Raw genomic sequence first — 15,083 nt, 5'->3', positions numbered from 1 at the left:
TGTTGAGGGGGTACGATGTCTCCGTCACAAGCTATACCTAAAGATTATTTAGAATATAACTCGACGATTAACATCTCATCAACAGGAACATCAATTGCTTCTCTTCTTGGAAGCTCTTTTACTGTACCCTTCAGGTTTTCTGCATCTACATCTAACCATTCAGGAACCATGTTTCCGCCTGTTGCCTCTAAGATATCTTTATATCTCTGGCTTCCTTTGTGCTTTTCTTTGATTTCAATAGTATCTCCGGCTTTTACAAGGTAAGATGGGATGTTTACCTGCTTGCCGTTAACAAGTACGTGCTTGTGGTCAACAATCTGTCTTGCTTCTTTTCTTGTTCTTGCGAATCCCATACGGAACATTACGTTGTCCAGTCTGGTCTCAAGAATGATCATCAGGTTTTCACCTGTCATACCTTCTAACTGTTTTGCTTTAGCATAGTAGTTTCTGAAAGGTTTCTCTAATACACCATAGATAAATTTAGCTTTCTGTTTTTCACGTAACTGAAGACCATACTCGCTCATTTTTCTGTTTGATCTTTTTAACTGTCTGTTAGATTTTTTGTTGATTCCTAAATAGATTGGGTCCATACCTAATGAACGGCATCTTTTAAGAACTGGAACTCTATTTACTGCCATTTCGCTTCCTCCTAAAATATCAGCGGAAAATCATATCCCTCACAGGGGCTTTGCATCCGCACAAAAGTTTCTCCTGAATATCTGTTATCGACTCTGATATCTCTCGATCACTATACTCTTCTGCGTTTCGGTGGGCGGCATCCGTTATGTGGTACCGGAGTTACGTCCTTGATGCTTGTTACATCAATACCGCATGCCTGAAGCGCACGGATTGCTGCTTCTCTTCCTGATCCTGGACCCTTTACAAAAACGTCTACCGTTTTCAGACCATGTACTAATGCTGCTTTTGCTGCTGTCTCAGCTGCCATCTGTGCTGCATATGGAGTAGATTTCCTTGAACCTCTAAATCCCAGACCGCCTGCACTTGCCCATGAAAGAGCATTTCCCTGTGCATCTGTTAATGTAACGATTGTATTATTAAAAGATGACTGGATGTGTGCTTGTCCTCGTTCAACGTTTTTCTTGACACGTTTCTTTGTCACTTTTTTGGTAACTTTCTTAGCCATTTAAACTAACCTACTTTCTTGAATACTTGTTATTTTCGATTTTCTGTCATGTGCTCTAAGCCGCATAGCAGATGCAGCTTAATTCAGGCACATTATTTTTTCTTATTCGCTACAGTTCTCTTAGGACCCTTGCATGTTCTTGCATTAGTCTTAGTCTTCTGACCACGTACCGGAAGTCCTTTTCTATGACGGATTCCGCGGTAGCATCCGATTTCCTTCAGTCTCTTGATGTTCAGCTGGATTTCTCTTCTGAGATCACCTTCTACTGTCTGAGTCTCATCGATTACTTCACTGATCTTCTTTACTTCTTCACTAGTTAAATCTCTGACACGGGTATCAGGATTGATTCCTGCCTCTGCCAGAATACGGCTTGCGCTTGTTCTACCGATTCCATAGATATAAGTTAAGCCGATTTCTACACGTTTGTCTCTTGGTAAGTCTACACCTGCAATACGAGCCATGTGTCTTTCCTCCATTTCAAATCTGTTTTCATATTGTCCCTAACTGGGATGTCCCCTGGTTTCCAGAAAGGTGTTTCTGTTCTCCAAAAGCATCCAGGCACACACATTCATGCACGCCCTTTCCCGGCACGGTTTATTTCCCGCAAATGACACCCGGGTATTATAAGCAATATACAAAAGACACCACCACTGCATTTTCTGCATTCCAAGCAGTACGGTGTATCCCTACTGTATATTAAACAGCCCCACACACCTCCTGGCGTGTCGCGCTGTCAGCCGCCTAATTAATTACACAAACATTGCCTTGCTTCTCCGGTCCTTTTATAAGGAAGTTCGATTCACTAAACTCGAAAATACCTCGTTAAGTTCCTTCAAACAGGCTTTGCACTAACCTCAAGCTTCGCTTACAGCTTGCTTTCGCTAAGTGCTCTAGCCTTGTCTCTGTTTGTGTTTCGGATTCTCGCAGATTACTCTGACGCTTCCTTTTCTTTTAATGATTTTGCATTTTTCGCAGATTGGTTTTACTGATGATCTAACCTTCATGTCAAATCCTCCTTCCATCCTTTGCTTTACCATATGTTACGAGCCGGTTTTGGGCACACCTATCCAAAAACAGCCATTTCATATTGTAACACTGTTCTTGCGGTAAAGTCAATACTTTTTTTACTTATCTCTCCAGACAATTCTTCCCTTGCTCAGGTCATATGGAGACATTTCCAACGTCACTTTGTCACCTGGTAAAATCTTAATGAAGTTCATACGCAGTTTTCCGCTGATATGTGCAAGCACAATATGCTTATTCTCCAGCTCCACCTTAAACATTGCGTTAGGCAGCTTCTCTACTACGACTCCTTCAATTTCGATCACGTCAGCTTTTGACATACTTTCTAATCCTCCTGCACGTTTGGCACTTTACTATTCTCATTCGTGTCCAAACGAGAATAACTACTAATCTTTTCCTTAATCGCTTCATCATCTGCATAAGAAGGACAAACTGTCTTCTTTATTACCTGCAGATGCTTTTTATTCTTTCGTTTTGCATGGCAGACAGTTCTATCCAAACCGTCTGCCAGATATATATATTCAGCATTGACATCAATTATGACATATATACAGCCTTTGTCCCGTCCTTTTTTAGATCTGACAAGCATTCCCGGTGAAAATACCATATTATTCTCCAAGTATCTTCACGATCTCTGCAAAGACATCGTCAATATCAATCGTTCCGTCTACCTCTCTCAGGATACCAGCGTTTGTATAATATTCAATCAAAGGCTGGGTCTGCTCGTGGTAAACACCAAGGCGCTTCTTAACTGTCTCCGGTTTATCATCATCTCTTAAGATGAGTTTCCCCTTGCAGACATCACAGATTCCTTCTTCTTTTGTCGGAGCATATTCCAGATGGTAAGTAGCTCCGCAGTCCACACATGCTCTTCTTCCTGACATACGGCGGATAATGTTTTCATCAGGCACTTCAACATTGATGGCATAATCCATCTTCTGTCCTAAACCTGAAAGTGCCTTATCCAGAGCTTCCGCCTGCGGAATTGTTCTCGGGAACCCATCAAGTACATATCCCTTTGTGCAGTCGTCCTGATTGACTCTGTCTACTACAAGGTCTACCACCAGTTCGTCCGGAACAAGGAGGCCCTGGTCCATAAAGGTCTTAGCCTTCTGTCCAAGCTCTGTCCCATTCTTAATATTAGCTCTGAAAATATCACCTGTGGAAATGTGAGGGATATCATACTTTGCTGCAATTTTTTTTGCCTGTGTTCCTTTGCCTGCCCCAGGAGCCCCTAACATAATAATCTTCATAAATGTATCCTCCATATAGCACTTTAACCCGCCGGTTTTATCCTTATTGGGACAAAACTCAGGCGAGCTAAATAGTTTAAATTAATATCCAAGGAAACTGTTCTTCATGGAATTTCCTTTACTATTCAAAAAACCTGTATAATTACGTACAAGCATCTGTGCCTCAATCTGTTTGATTGTCTCCAATACTACACCAACGATAATGATCAAAGATGTTCCGCCGAAGGAAACATTTGCTTTGAATACACCGTTGAAGAAATATGGGATTACCTGAACAATAACAAGTCCACATGCACCGATGAAGATAACGTAGTTCAGTATCCTCTGTAAGTACTCAACAGTCGGCTTACCCGGGCGGATACCTGGAATAAATCCACCGCTCTTCTTCATGTTGTTTGCAATTTCCAGCGGATTAAAGGTAATTGATGTGTAGAAATATGCAAAGAAAATAGTAAGTGCGATATACACAATCAGTCCTAATGAATATATTAAATTTTCAGGGTTACACCAGTTATTGGAATTCATACCCTTCAGGATCTGGCTTCCAATTCCTGTGCCGTTCCCTTTTCCTAAGAAGGAAGCGATAACGGTCGGGAACTGCATCAGTGATGATGCAAAGATAACCGGGATAACACCAGCTGTATTCACTTTCAGCGGAATATGTGTAGATTGTCCGCCGTATGTTTTTCTTCCCTGTACCTTCTGGGAATACTGTACTGCAATTCTTCTCTCACCACCCTGGAGGATGATAACGAAGACAACTACAACCAGTAAGACTGCAATGATAATGATTGCTGCAAGTCCTCCCTTTGCGATCGTCTTGCCTTTTACAAACTGTGTAAAGAGCTGGGCAAAGTCATCGGGTATTCGGGAAATAATGTTAATAAGCAGGACGATGGAAATACCGTTGCCCACTCCTTTTTCTGTAATACGCTCACCAATCCACATCAGGAATGCGGAACCTGCTGTAAGTGTACATACTACAATAGCAGCATTTACAAAGTTATATTCTACAAGAAGTCCCTGACGTCCGAATCCAACTGCCATAGCAATTGATTCAATCAGTGCAAGTGCAACCGTGACATAACGGGTAATCGCTGCGATCTTCTTTCTTCCGTCTTCGCCTTCTTTCTGCATCTCTTCCAGTTTTGGAATCGCGATGGTAAGAAGCTGCATGATAATGGAAGATGTAATGTACGGTGTAATGCTTAATGCAAACACTGACATCTGAGTAAAGGAACCGCCGGTGAATGCATCAAAAAAATTGAATGCATCACCGGTCTGATTCGCGAAAAAATTCTGAATATAGGTCGGATCCACTCCCGGCGTTGGCAGCTGGGAACCAAGTCTTACAACGACCAGCATTACGAAAGTATAGAAAAGTCTTTTTCTGATATCTTCGATATGAAATGCTCTTCGTACAGTATCTAGCATTAGATCACCTCTGCTTTTCCACCAAGGGCCTCTATCTTTTCAGCTGCTTTTGCACTAAATGCATTTGCCTGAACAGTGAGCTTCTTAGTTAACTCTCCATTTCCAAGAATTTTAACACCGTCTTTTGGATTCTTTACGATACCGCTCTCAATTAATGTTTCAACTGAAACTGTAGCGCCATCTTCAAATGCTTCTAAAGCATTTAAGTTAATACCAACAATTGTTTTAGAGTTTCTGCATGTGAAACCTCTCTTTGGTATTCTTCTGTATAAAGGCATCTGACCACCTTCAAAGCCTGGTCTTGTTGCTCCTGAACGGGCTTTCTGACCTTTATGGCCTTTACCGGCTGTCTTACCATTTCCAGAACCGTGTCCACGGCCCCTTCTGAAATTATCACTCTGCTTAGAGCCGTCTGCTGGTCTCAAGTTTGATAAGTCCATGATATTACCTCCTTATCTTTTATAATTTATGCTTCTTCAACTTTCACTAAGTGTCTAACCTGCTGTACCATACCTCTGGTAGCTGCATTATCAGGTAATACAACTGTCTTGTTGAGCTTTCTAAGTCCCAGAGCTTCAACAGTCTTTTTATGTTTAGGCACAGCACCGATTGTAGACTTAACCAGTGTAACTTTTAAATTTGCCATCCTATTTTACCTCCTACGGAATGCTTCATATGCGCTAGAGCACAGCTCCAGCTTCTTAGCCTACGATCTCGTCTACTGATTTACCGCGAAGTTTTGCAACTTCTTCCGGAGTCTTAATCTCTCTGAGTCCCTCGATTGTAGCAAGAACTACGTTCTGCTTATTGTTAGAACCTAAAGATTTTGTACGGATGTTCTTGATTCCTGCCATCTCGATTACCGCACGTGCCGGTCCTCCGGCAATAACTCCTGTACCATCCGGAGCTTTCTTCAGTAATACAGAAGCACTTCCGAATTTTCCGATAACATCATGTGTTACACTTTCGTTGTCATCCATTGCAACAGTGATCAGCTTCTTAGCTGCATCCTCTTTTCCTTTGCGGATAGCTTCCGGAATTTCAGTAGCTTTTCCTAAACCTGCACCAACATGGCCTTTACCATCGCCAACAACTACTAAAGCTGTGAATCTGAAGTTACGACCACCTTTAACAACTTTGGTAACACGCTTAATTGATACCACTTTTTCTGTTAATTCCATCTGGCTAGCATCAATACGTTCTTGTTTCATATGTGTTCTCCCTTCTTAGAAATTCAGCCCAGCTTCTCTGGCTGCGTCTGCTAATGCTTTGATTTTACCCTGGTATATAAAGCCGCCTCTGTCAAAGACAACATCTGTGATACCTTTTTCTTCTGCCTTTTTGGCAATAACTTTTCCTAAATATGCTGCTGCATCAACGTTGTTGGTTTTCTCTAATTCTGCTTTCACGTCTTTCTGAAGAGTGGAAGCTGAAACAAGTGTAGTTCCAACTGTATCGTCAATAATCTGAGCATACATATGATTATTACTTCTAAACACAGCTAAACGTGGTCTTTCAGCAGTACCGCTGAAACGGTTACGTAATTTCATGTGTTTTTTTCTACGAACTTCGCTTCTAGATTTCTTACTAACCATTTTCACACTCTCCTTAATTATTTCTTACCAGTCTTACCAACTTTACGTCTGATTACTTCATCAGCATACTTAATACCCTTGCCTTTGTATGGCTCCGGTCTTCTCTTGTCTCTGATTTCAGCTGCGTATTGGCCTACTTTTTCTTTATCGATACCTTTGACAGTAATTTTATTCTGACCTTCCAGAACGGTCTCAACACCTTCCGGATCAGTCATCTCAACTGGATGAGAGTATCCTAAGCTTAATGTCAATTTGTTTCCTGCTTTTGCTGCTCTGTAACCAACACCGTTAACTTCCAGAACCTTCTGGTATCCGTCTGTTACACCAACAACCATGTTGTTGATCAGTGTTCTTGTCAGACCGTGTAAAGATTTCATTCTCTTCAGGTCATTCGGTCTTGTGACGATAATTTCTTCGCCTTCTTTTTTGATTTCCATCTCTGTCGGAAGCTCTTTTGAAAGAGTTCCTTTAGGACCTTTTACAGTCACTACATTATTCTCTGCAATATCAACAGTAACACCTGCCGGGATTGCAATTGGCAGTCTTCCTATACGTGACATACCGTACCTCCTATAACTTAAATTCTCGGAGAAGCTGCGAAGGCTTCTCTGTTTTCAGTTTCGTTGTATGGAAGTTCTTTTTCTTAAGCTCGAAAAAACCTCGCTAAAGTAAAAGAACAACCTCGCACTAAGTTCATCCGGCGCGCAAGCGCTTGGATTCACTAAGTTGCTTTCGGTTTACCAAACGAAGCAAAGAACCTCTCCGCCTACGTTGAGCTTTCTGGCATCTTTGTCTGTGATTACACCTTTGTTTGTAGAAATGATTGCTGTTCCAAGTCCGCCCAGTACTCTCGGGATGTCTTCGCTGTTAGCGTATACACGAAGTCCTGGCTTTGAGATTCTCTTCAGACCGGAAATAACTTTTTCGTTCTTATCTGCACCGTATTTCAAAGTGATGTGGATTGTCTTGAAGTTTCCGTCTTCAACGATGTCATATTTTGCAATATAACCTTCATTGAAAAGAATCTCAGCAATCGCCATCTTCATCTTTGATGCAGGAACATCAACTGTATCATGTTTAGCAGTATTTGCATTACGGATTCTTGTAAGCATATCTGCGATTGGATCACTCATAGTCATTGATTATTGACCTCCTATTTCTTTTAAAGTTGACAGCTTCCTTTTTGTAAGGATGTTCTTCGTGCATAAAGCCCGAAGAACGGCTAATTTTCTAAGTGTGCGCTTTGCGCGCGCTAAGAAAATTATGCCTACCAGCTTGCTTTTCTTACACCTGGGATTTGTCCTTTGTATGCCAGTTCACGGAAGCAAATACGGCAGATTCCATATTTTCTTAAATATCCATGTGGACGTCCGCAGATTCTGCAGCGGTTATATTCTCTTGTAGAATATTTTGCATCACGCTGCTGTTTGATTTTCATTGATGTCTTAGCCATGAATTTCCCTCCTTTACTTAGTGAATGGCATATTGAACTGAGTCAATAATTCACGAGCTTCTTCGTCAGTCTTAGCTGTTGTAACAAAAATTACATCCATACCTCTGACTTTATCTACTTTATCGTACTCGATTTCAGGGAAAATCAGCTGCTCCTTGATACCAAGAGCGTAGTTACCTCTTCCGTCGAATGCGTTCGGGTTAACACCTCTGAAGTCACGTACACGAGGCAATGCAAGGTTGATCAGGCGATCAACGAATTCATACATTCTTTCTCCTCTTAAAGTAACTTTACATCCGATAGCCATGCCTTCTCTGATTTTGAAGTTTGCGACAGAGTTCTTAGCCTTTGTAAGAACTGCTTTCTGTCCTGAAATCTTCTCAAGATCAGCGACTGCTGACTCTAATACTTTCGCATTGTCTTTCGCTTCGCCTACACCCATGTTGATAACAACTTTATCAAGTTTCGGCACTTCCATAATATTTTTATATCCAAATTTTTTGATCATTGCGTCAACGATCTCATTCTGGTATGTTTCTTTCAGTCTACTCAAAGTTAAAGGACCTCCTTCCTTGAATTAATCAATTACGTCGCCTGTTGATTTAGCAAAACGTACTTTCTTATCTCCATCCATCTTGAAACCAATTCTTGTAGCTGTTCCTTTGTGTACATACATTACATTGGAAATATCGATTGGTCCTTCCTGATGGATGATACCGCCATTCTGGTTAGCAGCGCTTGGTTTTGTATGCTTTGTCAGCATGTTAACGCCTTCAACCAGGACTTTTCCGTCTTTTTTATTAACAGCAATTACTTTGCCTTCTTTGTCTTTATCTTTACCAGCGATCACTTTAACAGTGTCACCTTTTTTGATCTTCATAGTTGACATTCTCGGCACCTCCCTACAGTACTTCCGGAGCTAAAGAAACAATCTTCATAAACTTCTTGTCTCTGAGCTCTCTGGCTACTGGTCCAAAAATACGTGTTCCACGTGGGTTCATATCGTCTTTTATAATAACAGCAGCATTTTCGTCGAATCTGATATAGGAACCGTCTTTACGACGTGCGCCTTTAACAGTACGGACAACTACAGCTTTCACAACGTCACCTTTTTTTACAACGCCGCCTGGTGTTGCATCTTTAACAGTCGCAACGATCACATCTCCGATATTGGCATATCTTCTTGTAGAACCGCCAAGTACACGGATACACAGTAACTCTTTAGCACCTGTGTTGTCTGCTACTTTAAGTCTACTTTCTTGTTGTATCATGCAGGTAAACCTCCTTCAAATTATACGCTTATTGAACTTATGTCCAACATAAACCTGCTTTATGGACAAAGTGTCCAACATAATGCGGGCATATTATTTTGCTTTTTCCATAACTTCTACAAGTCTCCATCTCTTATCCTTAGATAATGGTCTTGTTTCCATAACTTTTACTGTATCTCCAACGTTACACTCATTTTTCTCATCATGAGCTTTCAGTTTATAAGTTCTTTTTACGATCTTCTTATAAAGTGGATGCTTAACGTGGTCTTCAACTGCGACAACGATTGTTTTGTCCATTTTGTCACTGACAACCTTGCCTGTACGGGTTTTTCTAAGATTTCTTTCTTCCACAGTTTTACTCCTTTCAGGATGTTTATATATACATAATGAAGTTCTTTTCGCTAAGCTCGAAAAGACTTCGCTAATCTCAAAGAACGGCCTGCGTGCTAAGTTCGTAAATAACCTCACTAATCACTATCAGCCAAGAACAGCCTACGTGCTAAGTTCGTGAGAAACCTCACTAAACACTATCGGCTTGCTTCTGTTATCGCTGTCTGGATACGAGCGATATTCTTTCTTACTTCTTTGATTCTGCTTGTATTATCTAACTGATTAGTTGCATTCTGGAACCTTAAGTTAAAAAGTTCCTTCTTAGCAGCTACTAATTCTTCATTTAATTCTTCTACAGATTTTCCTCTTAATTCTTGTACAAATGTATTAATTTTCACTGTTATCACCGCCTTCTAAGTCTGCGCGAGAAACGATTTTGCATTTGCAAGGTAACTTATGCATTGCAAGACGAAGTGCCTCTCTAGCTGTTTCCTCAGGTACTCCTGCAATTTCAAACATTACACGGCCTGGCTTAACGACTGCAACCCAGTACTCCAATGTTCCTTTTCCACTACCCATACGAGTTTCTGCTGGTTTAGCTGTTACCGGTTTGTCTGGGAAAATTTTGATCCAAACTTTACCACCACGCTTGATATAACGTGTCATAGCAACACGGGCTGCCTCGATCTGGTTAGAACGAATCCAGCATGGTTCTGTTGCAATAATACCGTACTCTCCGTATGAAATGGTATTTCCTCTTAAGGCTTTTCCTTTCATATTACCACGGAATTGTTTACGACGTTTAACTCTTTTTGGCATTAACATTATTTATCGCTCCCTTCCTTATCTGCTTTAGTCGGAAGAACTTCACCTTTGTAAATCCAAACCTTTACACCGACTTTTCCGTAAGTTGTGTCAGCTTCTGCGAATCCATAATCAATGTCAGCTCTCAGTGTCTGAAGCGGGATAGTACCCTCGCTGTAGAATTCTGTACGAGCCATATCAGCACCACCAAGACGTCCTGATACAGATGTCTTAACTCCGAGTGCACCTGATTTCATTGTTCTTGACATGCAGGATTTCATAGCACGTCTGAATGAAATACGGTTTTCAAGCTGCTGAGCAATGTTCTCAGCTACTAACTGAGCATCTTTGTCAGGTCTCTTGATTTCTTTAATATCAACAATCAGCTTCTTGTCTGTGAACTGCTTTAATTCAGCTTTCACTTTTTCGATCTCAGAACCGCCTTTTCCGATTACTACACCAGGCTTAGCTGTATAGATGATGATCTTAACGCGGTCAGATGCTCTTTCGATTTCGATTCTTGAAACACCTGCGCTGTATAATTTCTTTTTAAGGAATTTTCTGATTTCATGGTCTTCTACCAGGTTGTCTGCGAAATCTTTTTCTGCATACCATTTGGAATCCCAGTCTTTGATAACGCCGACTCTTAAGCCATGAGGATTAACTTTCTGTCCCATTATTGCCCTCCTTATTATCTTTCATTAAGCACGATTGTGATGTGGCTCATTCTCTTCTCGATTCTATAAGCTCTGCCCTGTGCTCTTGGTCTGATTCTCTTCATTGTTGGTCCCTTGTTTGCGTAGCATTCTTCAATATAAAGGTTCTCAACATTCATACCGTTGTTATTCTCAGCATTTGCGATCGCTGATTTTAATAATTTCTCTATAATACTAGAAGCATATCTTGGATTGTAAGCTAAAATACCAAGTGCTGTCTGTACGTCCTTACCTCTGATGGCATCCAATACGAAGCAAGCCTTCTGAACTGATACTCTTGCGTAAGAAATCTTAGCTGACGGTCTTGTATCTTTCTGTTCATTTCTTTCTCTCTTGATTTGGGATCTATGTCCTTTTGCCATTGATAAGCCCTCCTTTCGAATATCTTGCTATTATCTAACTTTTGACTTCTTGTCGTCTTTTCCGTGTCCTCTGTATGTTCTGGTTGCTACGAACTCTCCGAGTTTATGTCCAACCATATCTTCTGTAACATATACAGGCACATGTTTTCTTCCGTCATGGACAGCAAATGTGTGTCCAATGAATGACGGGAAGATTGTAGAACGACGTGACCATGTCTTAATAACTGATTTATCACCTGCAGCGTTCATAGCGTCTACTTTTTTCAGTAAGCTTTCGTCTGCAAATGGTCCTTTTTTAAGTGAGCGAGCCATAGGTTCTAACCTCCTTGTAAACTGAATTATTTAATTGCTTTTCCATCTCTTCTTCTTACGATTAACTTGTTAGAAGCTTTGTTTTTCTTACGTGTCTTAAGACCGAGTGCCGGTTTACCCCAAGGTGTACATGGACCTGGACGTCCGATACCTGTCTTACCTTCACCACCACCATGTGGATGGTCGTTCGGGTTCATAACGGAACCACGTACTGTAGGTCTGATACCCATGTGACGCTTACGTCCTGCTTTACCAACGTTGATCAGGTTGTGCTCTCCGTTTCCTACGACACCAACAGATGCTCTGCAAATGATTGGAACCATTCTCATCTCACCAGATGGAAGTCTGAGTGTTGCATACTTTCCTTCTTTAGCCATCAGCTGTGCGCTGTTACCTGCTGAACGAACAAGCTGTCCGCCTTTTCCAGGATATAATTCGATGTTATGGATCTGTGTTCCGACCGGAATCTCAGAAAGAGGCAGGCAGTTTCCTACTCTTACTTCTGCTTCTGGTCCGTTCATGATTTTCATTCCGTCCTTTAATCCTTCCGGAGCAAGGATGTAAGCCTTCTCGCCGTCAGCATAGCTGATCAGTGCGATGTTAGCGGATCTGTTCGGATCGTATTCGATACCGATTACTGTTGCCGGAATACCGTCTTTCTTTCTCTTGAAATCGACGATTCTATATTTTTTCTTAGCTCCGCCCCCGCGGTGTCTAACTGTAATTTTACCCTGATTATTACGACCAGCTTTTCTGCTCTTGGAATCCAGTAAGGATTTCTCAGGAGTAGTCTTTGTGATTTCAGAGAAATCAGAACCAGTCATCTGTCTTCTGGAAGGTGTATATGGGTTATATGTTTTGATTCCCATTACTTTCTCTCCTTTCGTTTACCGATTTATTTGTTGTCACGCTTTTATGCGTATATGGGCCGCTTTACGGGTTTCCCCGCGCTTCGCGGCTATAGTGCCATCTTACAGACCTTCGAAAATCTCGATATCTGCACTGTCATCTGTTAACTGAACGATGGCTTTCTTTGTCTTAGCTGTCTTTCCGTAAGTCATACCACGTCTCTTTGTCTTACCATCAAGATTCATAGTATTTACGCTTTTTACTTTTGTTCCTGCGAACATTTTTTCAACAGCTTCTTTAACCTGAGACTTAGTTGCTTCTGTGTGGACTAAGAAAGTATATTTCTTATCTGCCATCAGCTCCATTGTTTTCTCAGTTACTACTGGTTTAAGGATTACATCATAATATTGAACGTTAGCCATTATGCGTACACCTCCTCAATACTTGCAACACCAGCTTTTGTAGTGATTACTGTGTTGTATTTTAAGATATCAAATACGTTGATTGTATTTGTATGAGCTGTCTTTACGTTTGCGATATTTCTTGCAGAAATTTCCACGTTTTTGTTGTCATCTTCCAGAACAACCAGTGCTTTGTTTACATTCAGGTTGTTTAATACTTCCTGGAATTTCTTTGTCTTGATTTCATCGAACTTTAATTCGTCGATTACGATGAACTTCTGTTCTTCTACTCTGGAAGTCAGAGCAGATTTCAGAGCTGCTCTCTTCTCTTTTTTGTTCATTTTGAAAGAGTAGTCTCTCGGTACCGGAGCAAATACAACTCCACCGCCTGTCCACTGAGGAGATCTTGTAGAACCCTGTCTTGCATGACCTGTTCCTTTTTGTCTCCATGGTTTTCTTCCACCTCCGGAAACTTCAGAACGTGTTTTTGCTTTCTGTGTTCCCTGGCGATTATTTGCGAGCTGGCTTACAACTGCCATGTGTACTAAGTGTTCATTCACATCAACACCAAATACGGCATCGTTCAAATCGATTGTACCAACTTCTTTACCTTCGATATTATAAACAGATACGTTTGCCATCTGTGTGTTCCTCCTTTCTTCGTCAGTCAGACTAGTTAGCAGCCTTTACAGTTTCTTTGATTGTCACGAGACTCTTCTTCGGTCCCGGTACAGAGCCTTTTACTAAAAGCAGATTGTTTTCAGCATCAACTCTTACAATTTCAAGATTCTGAACTGTTATTTTCTTGTTACCCATCTGACCAGGCATCTTCTTGCCCTTGAATACTTTACTCGGATCTGAAGCAGAACCGTTAGAACCAGCGTGACGGTGGAACTTAGAACCGTGAGTCATAGGTCCTCTGCTCTGGTTGTGACGCTTGATTGCACCCTGGAAACCTTTACCCTTTGATACTGCAGTAGCGTCGATCTTATCTCCTGCTTCAAAGATATCAGCTTTGATTTCCTGAGCCAGTGTATACTCCTGTGCATTGTCAAATCTAAATTCTTTTACATATCTTTTGCCTGAAACACCTGCTTTGTCAAAGTGTCCTTTTTCAGCTCTCGTCACACCATTTCTGTGTGCGATCTCTTTTTTGCCGCTCTTGTCTTTTGTGACAATCTTTTCTTTCTTGTCAGCAAAACCAACCTGAACAGCATTGTAACCGTCATTTTCTTCTGTCTTGATCTGTGTTACTACACATGGTCCAGCCTGAAGTACAGTTACCGGAGTCAATACTCCATCTTCGTTGAAGATTTGAGTCATTCCGACTTTAGTAGCTAAGATAGCTTTCTTCATTATAATTACCTCCTGTGATTTACAGCGGAACGCGTTATGCGCTCATCCTAAATTTTAGGAATACTGTTTATTTGCTTTTCATTTTGATATCAATGTAAACACCGGCCGGCATTTCCAGTCTGGATAATGCGTCCACAGTCTTCTGTGTTGGTGTAATGATATCGATGAGTCTCTTATGAGTCCTCTGTTCGAACTGCTCTCTGGAGTCTTTGTACTTGTGTACAGCTCTTAAGATTGTAACTACTTCCTTCTTAGTCGGAAGTGGCACTGGTCCACTCACTTGTGATCCGTTCTTTTTTACAGTTTCGATGATTTTCTTTGCAGATGCATCAACCAGCTGGTGATCATATGCCTTCAATGTGATTCTCATTACTTGACTTGCCATAAAAAAAGTCGCCTCCTTTTCGTACTTTTGCTTTAGTACGACAAGCGGTGACTGTACACTCTCCCGTGTGTGTCGCGAGAAACTCACACGTTGTTTCATACCTCTTATCTTTGATAATCAGTAATCAGTTGTGATTCGTACAGTGACTTGTCGTCAGTTTCCTAACTTGACATTCGCTCCGTGGAAAACCTGCCATCTTGCTCTTTGCAATCGGCAGCAACCTCACACTTCATCGCTATCATGCCACAGCTTTTTCAGTATAACGGATTCATCCATATATTTCAAGTGGTTTTTAATATTTTTTGTATTTTTTTTCGTACAATCTATATTTTAGAAAATCCCACTCATTATTCATATTTTCAAAACATATTTATATAGAAGAAACTCTTTAAAAT

General features: G+C 41.0%; 29 protein-coding genes. All 29 read right to left on the bottom strand.

All coding sequences use genetic code 11. The features are described from left to right. Positions 1 to 44: 44 nt before the first annotated feature. The 29 genes from rpsD to rpsJ all read right to left on the bottom strand — a co-directional run bounded on the left by rpsD (position 45) and on the right by rpsJ (position 14,688). The gene (gene rpsD / locus DWX43_RS10485; RefSeq protein ID WP_109732280.1) at positions 45 to 638 is read right to left on the bottom strand and encodes a 30S ribosomal protein S4; all 594 of its coding nucleotides are present in this window, start codon (positions 636 to 638) and stop codon (positions 45 to 47) included. Positions 639 to 748: 110 nt separating this feature from the next. Next, positions 749 to 1,144, bottom strand: coding sequence for a 30S ribosomal protein S11 (gene rpsK / locus DWX43_RS10480; protein WP_009001882.1), 396 nt, complete (start codon positions 1,142 to 1,144; stop codon positions 749 to 751). 92 nt (positions 1,145 to 1,236) lie between these two features. Then, positions 1,237 to 1,605, bottom strand: a complete 369-nt coding sequence (gene rpsM / locus DWX43_RS10475; protein ID WP_109732279.1) for a 30S ribosomal protein S13 — start codon at positions 1,603 to 1,605, stop codon at positions 1,237 to 1,239. A 429-nt stretch (positions 1,606 to 2,034) separates the two neighbouring features. Next, positions 2,035 to 2,148, bottom strand: coding sequence for a 50S ribosomal protein L36 (rpmJ, locus tag DWX43_RS10470; RefSeq protein WP_073105013.1), 114 nt, complete (start codon positions 2,146 to 2,148; stop codon positions 2,035 to 2,037). 120 nt (positions 2,149 to 2,268) lie between these two features. Next, positions 2,269 to 2,487, bottom strand: coding sequence for a translation initiation factor IF-1 (infA, locus tag DWX43_RS10465; protein WP_109732278.1), 219 nt, complete (start codon positions 2,485 to 2,487; stop codon positions 2,269 to 2,271). 5 nt (positions 2,488 to 2,492) lie between these two features. After that, positions 2,493 to 2,774 (bottom strand): KOW domain-containing RNA-binding protein, encoded by a 282-nt coding sequence (locus DWX43_RS10460; protein WP_109732277.1) that lies wholly within the window; start codon positions 2,772 to 2,774, stop codon positions 2,493 to 2,495. Position 2,775: 1 nt separating this feature from the next. Further along, entirely contained in the window at positions 2,776 to 3,420 is a 645-nt protein-coding gene (locus tag DWX43_RS10455) for an adenylate kinase (protein WP_109732276.1), read from the bottom strand. An 81-nt stretch (positions 3,421 to 3,501) separates the two neighbouring features. Next, on the bottom strand, positions 3,502 to 4,854 hold the full coding sequence (gene secY / locus DWX43_RS10450) for a preprotein translocase subunit SecY (protein ID WP_109732275.1): 1,353 nt from the start codon (positions 4,852 to 4,854) through the stop codon (positions 3,502 to 3,504). Further along, positions 4,854 to 5,294 (bottom strand): 50S ribosomal protein L15, encoded by a 441-nt coding sequence (gene rplO / locus DWX43_RS10445; protein ID WP_109732274.1) that lies wholly within the window; start codon positions 5,292 to 5,294, stop codon positions 4,854 to 4,856. Before rplO ends, secY begins: the two co-directional genes overlap by 1 nt. A 26-nt stretch (positions 5,295 to 5,320) precedes the next feature. Beyond that, on the bottom strand, positions 5,321 to 5,500 hold the full coding sequence (gene rpmD / locus DWX43_RS10440) for a 50S ribosomal protein L30 (protein WP_109732273.1): 180 nt from the start codon (positions 5,498 to 5,500) through the stop codon (positions 5,321 to 5,323). A gap of 55 nt (positions 5,501 to 5,555) precedes the next feature. After that, entirely contained in the window at positions 5,556 to 6,065 is a 510-nt protein-coding gene (gene rpsE / locus DWX43_RS10435; protein ID WP_109732272.1) for a 30S ribosomal protein S5, read from the bottom strand. A gap of 15 nt (positions 6,066 to 6,080) precedes the next feature. After that, complete coding sequence (gene rplR / locus DWX43_RS10430) at positions 6,081 to 6,449, bottom strand: 50S ribosomal protein L18 (RefSeq protein ID WP_109732271.1); 369 nt, start codon at positions 6,447 to 6,449, stop codon at positions 6,081 to 6,083. A gap of 17 nt (positions 6,450 to 6,466) precedes the next feature. Continuing rightward, positions 6,467 to 7,009, bottom strand: coding sequence for a 50S ribosomal protein L6 (gene rplF / locus DWX43_RS10425; RefSeq protein WP_118620236.1), 543 nt, complete (start codon positions 7,007 to 7,009; stop codon positions 6,467 to 6,469). Positions 7,010 to 7,186: 177 nt separating this feature from the next. Next, entirely contained in the window at positions 7,187 to 7,588 is a 402-nt protein-coding gene (gene rpsH / locus DWX43_RS10420; protein WP_109732269.1) for a 30S ribosomal protein S8, read from the bottom strand. A 128-nt stretch (positions 7,589 to 7,716) separates the two neighbouring features. Next, a complete protein-coding gene (locus DWX43_RS10415) occupies positions 7,717 to 7,902 on the bottom strand; it encodes a type Z 30S ribosomal protein S14 (RefSeq protein ID WP_109732268.1) in 186 nt (61 codons plus the stop codon). A 13-nt stretch (positions 7,903 to 7,915) separates the two neighbouring features. Next, a complete protein-coding gene (rplE, locus tag DWX43_RS10410; protein ID WP_118620235.1) occupies positions 7,916 to 8,455 on the bottom strand; it encodes a 50S ribosomal protein L5 in 540 nt (179 codons plus the stop codon). Positions 8,456 to 8,479: 24 nt separating this feature from the next. Continuing rightward, positions 8,480 to 8,791, bottom strand: a complete 312-nt coding sequence (gene rplX, locus DWX43_RS10405) for a 50S ribosomal protein L24 (protein ID WP_109732266.1) — start codon at positions 8,789 to 8,791, stop codon at positions 8,480 to 8,482. A gap of 13 nt (positions 8,792 to 8,804) precedes the next feature. Then, positions 8,805 to 9,173, bottom strand: a complete 369-nt coding sequence (gene rplN / locus DWX43_RS10400; protein WP_009001867.1) for a 50S ribosomal protein L14 — start codon at positions 9,171 to 9,173, stop codon at positions 8,805 to 8,807. A gap of 93 nt (positions 9,174 to 9,266) precedes the next feature. Then, positions 9,267 to 9,524, bottom strand: coding sequence for a 30S ribosomal protein S17 (gene rpsQ / locus DWX43_RS10395; RefSeq protein WP_109732265.1), 258 nt, complete (start codon positions 9,522 to 9,524; stop codon positions 9,267 to 9,269). Positions 9,525 to 9,700: 176 nt separating this feature from the next. Beyond that, the gene (rpmC, locus tag DWX43_RS10390) at positions 9,701 to 9,901 is read right to left on the bottom strand and encodes a 50S ribosomal protein L29 (RefSeq protein WP_109732264.1); all 201 of its coding nucleotides are present in this window, start codon (positions 9,899 to 9,901) and stop codon (positions 9,701 to 9,703) included. After that, positions 9,891 to 10,328, bottom strand: a complete 438-nt coding sequence (gene rplP, locus DWX43_RS10385; protein ID WP_109732263.1) for a 50S ribosomal protein L16 — start codon at positions 10,326 to 10,328, stop codon at positions 9,891 to 9,893. Before rplP ends, rpmC begins: the two co-directional genes overlap by 11 nt. After that, the gene (rpsC, locus tag DWX43_RS10380) at positions 10,328 to 10,984 is read right to left on the bottom strand and encodes a 30S ribosomal protein S3 (RefSeq protein ID WP_109732262.1); all 657 of its coding nucleotides are present in this window, start codon (positions 10,982 to 10,984) and stop codon (positions 10,328 to 10,330) included. The genes rplP and rpsC overlap by 1 nt, the downstream gene beginning before the upstream one ends. A 14-nt stretch (positions 10,985 to 10,998) precedes the next feature. Next, positions 10,999 to 11,385, bottom strand: coding sequence for a 50S ribosomal protein L22 (gene rplV / locus DWX43_RS10375; RefSeq protein WP_109732261.1), 387 nt, complete (start codon positions 11,383 to 11,385; stop codon positions 10,999 to 11,001). Positions 11,386 to 11,415: 30 nt separating this feature from the next. After that, positions 11,416 to 11,697: a 30S ribosomal protein S19 gene (rpsS, locus tag DWX43_RS10370; RefSeq protein ID WP_109732260.1), complete on the bottom strand. Its 282-nt coding sequence runs from the start codon at positions 11,695 to 11,697 to the stop codon at positions 11,416 to 11,418. 26 nt (positions 11,698 to 11,723) lie between these two features. Beyond that, positions 11,724 to 12,566: a 50S ribosomal protein L2 gene (gene rplB, locus DWX43_RS10365; RefSeq protein ID WP_118620234.1), complete on the bottom strand. Its 843-nt coding sequence runs from the start codon at positions 12,564 to 12,566 to the stop codon at positions 11,724 to 11,726. 102 nt (positions 12,567 to 12,668) lie between these two features. After that, entirely contained in the window at positions 12,669 to 12,968 is a 300-nt protein-coding gene (gene rplW / locus DWX43_RS10360; protein WP_109732258.1) for a 50S ribosomal protein L23, read from the bottom strand. Beyond that, complete coding sequence (gene rplD / locus DWX43_RS10355) at positions 12,968 to 13,588, bottom strand: 50S ribosomal protein L4 (protein ID WP_109732257.1); 621 nt, start codon at positions 13,586 to 13,588, stop codon at positions 12,968 to 12,970. Before rplD ends, rplW begins: the two co-directional genes overlap by 1 nt. Before the next feature lie 31 nt (positions 13,589 to 13,619). Further along, on the bottom strand, positions 13,620 to 14,303 hold the full coding sequence (rplC, locus tag DWX43_RS10350; RefSeq protein WP_109732256.1) for a 50S ribosomal protein L3: 684 nt from the start codon (positions 14,301 to 14,303) through the stop codon (positions 13,620 to 13,622). Between the two features lie 67 nt (positions 14,304 to 14,370). Further along, positions 14,371 to 14,688 (bottom strand): 30S ribosomal protein S10, encoded by a 318-nt coding sequence (gene rpsJ / locus DWX43_RS10345; RefSeq protein ID WP_087150377.1) that lies wholly within the window; start codon positions 14,686 to 14,688, stop codon positions 14,371 to 14,373. Positions 14,689 to 15,083: the final 395 nt, after the last annotated feature.

Origin of the sequence: Clostridium sp. AF19-22AC (assembly GCF_003479085.1) — a bacterium.
Classification (GTDB): Bacteria; Bacillota; Clostridia; order Lachnospirales; family Lachnospiraceae; genus Faecalicatena_A; species Faecalicatena_A orotica.
Note: the sequence above shows the minus strand (reverse complement) of the source record. Positions and strands in the feature narration are given on the sequence as shown.

What these genes read in the sequence shown, in the direction of transcription:
- rpsC (WP_109732262.1), bottom strand. Translation starts at nt 10,984, where the DNA reads ATGGGACAGAAAGTTAATCCTCATGGCTTAAGAGTCGGCGTTATCAAA.
- rplC (WP_109732256.1), bottom strand. Translation starts at nt 14,303, where the DNA reads ATGAAGAAAGCTATCTTAGCTACTAAAGTCGGAATGACTCAAATCTTC.
- rpsS (WP_109732260.1), bottom strand. Translation starts at nt 11,697, where the DNA reads ATGGCTCGCTCACTTAAAAAAGGACCATTTGCAGACGAAAGCTTACTG.
- rpsM (WP_109732279.1), bottom strand. Translation starts at nt 1,605, where the DNA reads ATGGCTCGTATTGCAGGTGTAGACTTACCAAGAGACAAACGTGTAGAA.
- secY (WP_109732275.1), bottom strand. Translation starts at nt 4,854, where the DNA reads ATGCTAGATACTGTACGAAGAGCATTTCATATCGAAGATATCAGAAAA.
- DWX43_RS10460 (WP_109732277.1), bottom strand. Translation starts at nt 2,774, where the DNA reads ATGGTATTTTCACCGGGAATGCTTGTCAGATCTAAAAAAGGACGGGAC.
- rplX (WP_109732266.1), bottom strand. Translation starts at nt 8,791, where the DNA reads ATGTCAACTATGAAGATCAAAAAAGGTGACACTGTTAAAGTGATCGCT.
- DWX43_RS10415 (WP_109732268.1), bottom strand. Translation starts at nt 7,902, where the DNA reads ATGGCTAAGACATCAATGAAAATCAAACAGCAGCGTGATGCAAAATAT.
- rplN (WP_009001867.1), bottom strand. Translation starts at nt 9,173, where the DNA reads ATGATACAACAAGAAAGTAGACTTAAAGTAGCAGACAACACAGGTGCT.
- rpsK (WP_009001882.1), bottom strand. Translation starts at nt 1,144, where the DNA reads ATGGCTAAGAAAGTTACCAAAAAAGTGACAAAGAAACGTGTCAAGAAA.
- infA (WP_109732278.1), bottom strand. Translation starts at nt 2,487, where the DNA reads ATGTCAAAAGCTGACGTGATCGAAATTGAAGGAGTCGTAGTAGAGAAG.
- rpsD (WP_109732280.1), bottom strand. Translation starts at nt 638, where the DNA reads ATGGCAGTAAATAGAGTTCCAGTTCTTAAAAGATGCCGTTCATTAGGT.
- rplO (WP_109732274.1), bottom strand. Translation starts at nt 5,294, where the DNA reads ATGGACTTATCAAACTTGAGACCAGCAGACGGCTCTAAGCAGAGTGAT.
- rplR (WP_109732271.1), bottom strand. Translation starts at nt 6,449, where the DNA reads ATGGTTAGTAAGAAATCTAGAAGCGAAGTTCGTAGAAAAAAACACATG.
- rpmJ (WP_073105013.1), bottom strand. Translation starts at nt 2,148, where the DNA reads ATGAAGGTTAGATCATCAGTAAAACCAATCTGCGAAAAATGCAAAATC.
- rpsE (WP_109732272.1), bottom strand. Translation starts at nt 6,065, where the DNA reads ATGAAACAAGAACGTATTGATGCTAGCCAGATGGAATTAACAGAAAAA.
- rplF (WP_118620236.1), bottom strand. Translation starts at nt 7,009, where the DNA reads ATGTCACGTATAGGAAGACTGCCAATTGCAATCCCGGCAGGTGTTACT.
- rplW (WP_109732258.1), bottom strand. Translation starts at nt 12,968, where the DNA reads ATGGCTAACGTTCAATATTATGATGTAATCCTTAAACCAGTAGTAACT.
- rplD (WP_109732257.1), bottom strand. Translation starts at nt 13,588, where the DNA reads ATGGCAAACGTATCTGTTTATAATATCGAAGGTAAAGAAGTTGGTACA.
- DWX43_RS10455 (WP_109732276.1), bottom strand. Translation starts at nt 3,420, where the DNA reads ATGAAGATTATTATGTTAGGGGCTCCTGGGGCAGGCAAAGGAACACAG.
- rpmD (WP_109732273.1), bottom strand. Translation starts at nt 5,500, where the DNA reads ATGGCAAATTTAAAAGTTACACTGGTTAAGTCTACAATCGGTGCTGTG.
- rplV (WP_109732261.1), bottom strand. Translation starts at nt 11,385, where the DNA reads ATGGCAAAAGGACATAGATCCCAAATCAAGAGAGAAAGAAATGAACAG.
- rpsH (WP_109732269.1), bottom strand. Translation starts at nt 7,588, where the DNA reads ATGACTATGAGTGATCCAATCGCAGATATGCTTACAAGAATCCGTAAT.
- rplB (WP_118620234.1), bottom strand. Translation starts at nt 12,566, where the DNA reads ATGGGAATCAAAACATATAACCCATATACACCTTCCAGAAGACAGATG.
- rplP (WP_109732263.1), bottom strand. Translation starts at nt 10,328, where the DNA reads ATGTTAATGCCAAAAAGAGTTAAACGTCGTAAACAATTCCGTGGTAAT.
- rpsJ (WP_087150377.1), bottom strand. Translation starts at nt 14,688, where the DNA reads ATGGCAAGTCAAGTAATGAGAATCACATTGAAGGCATATGATCACCAG.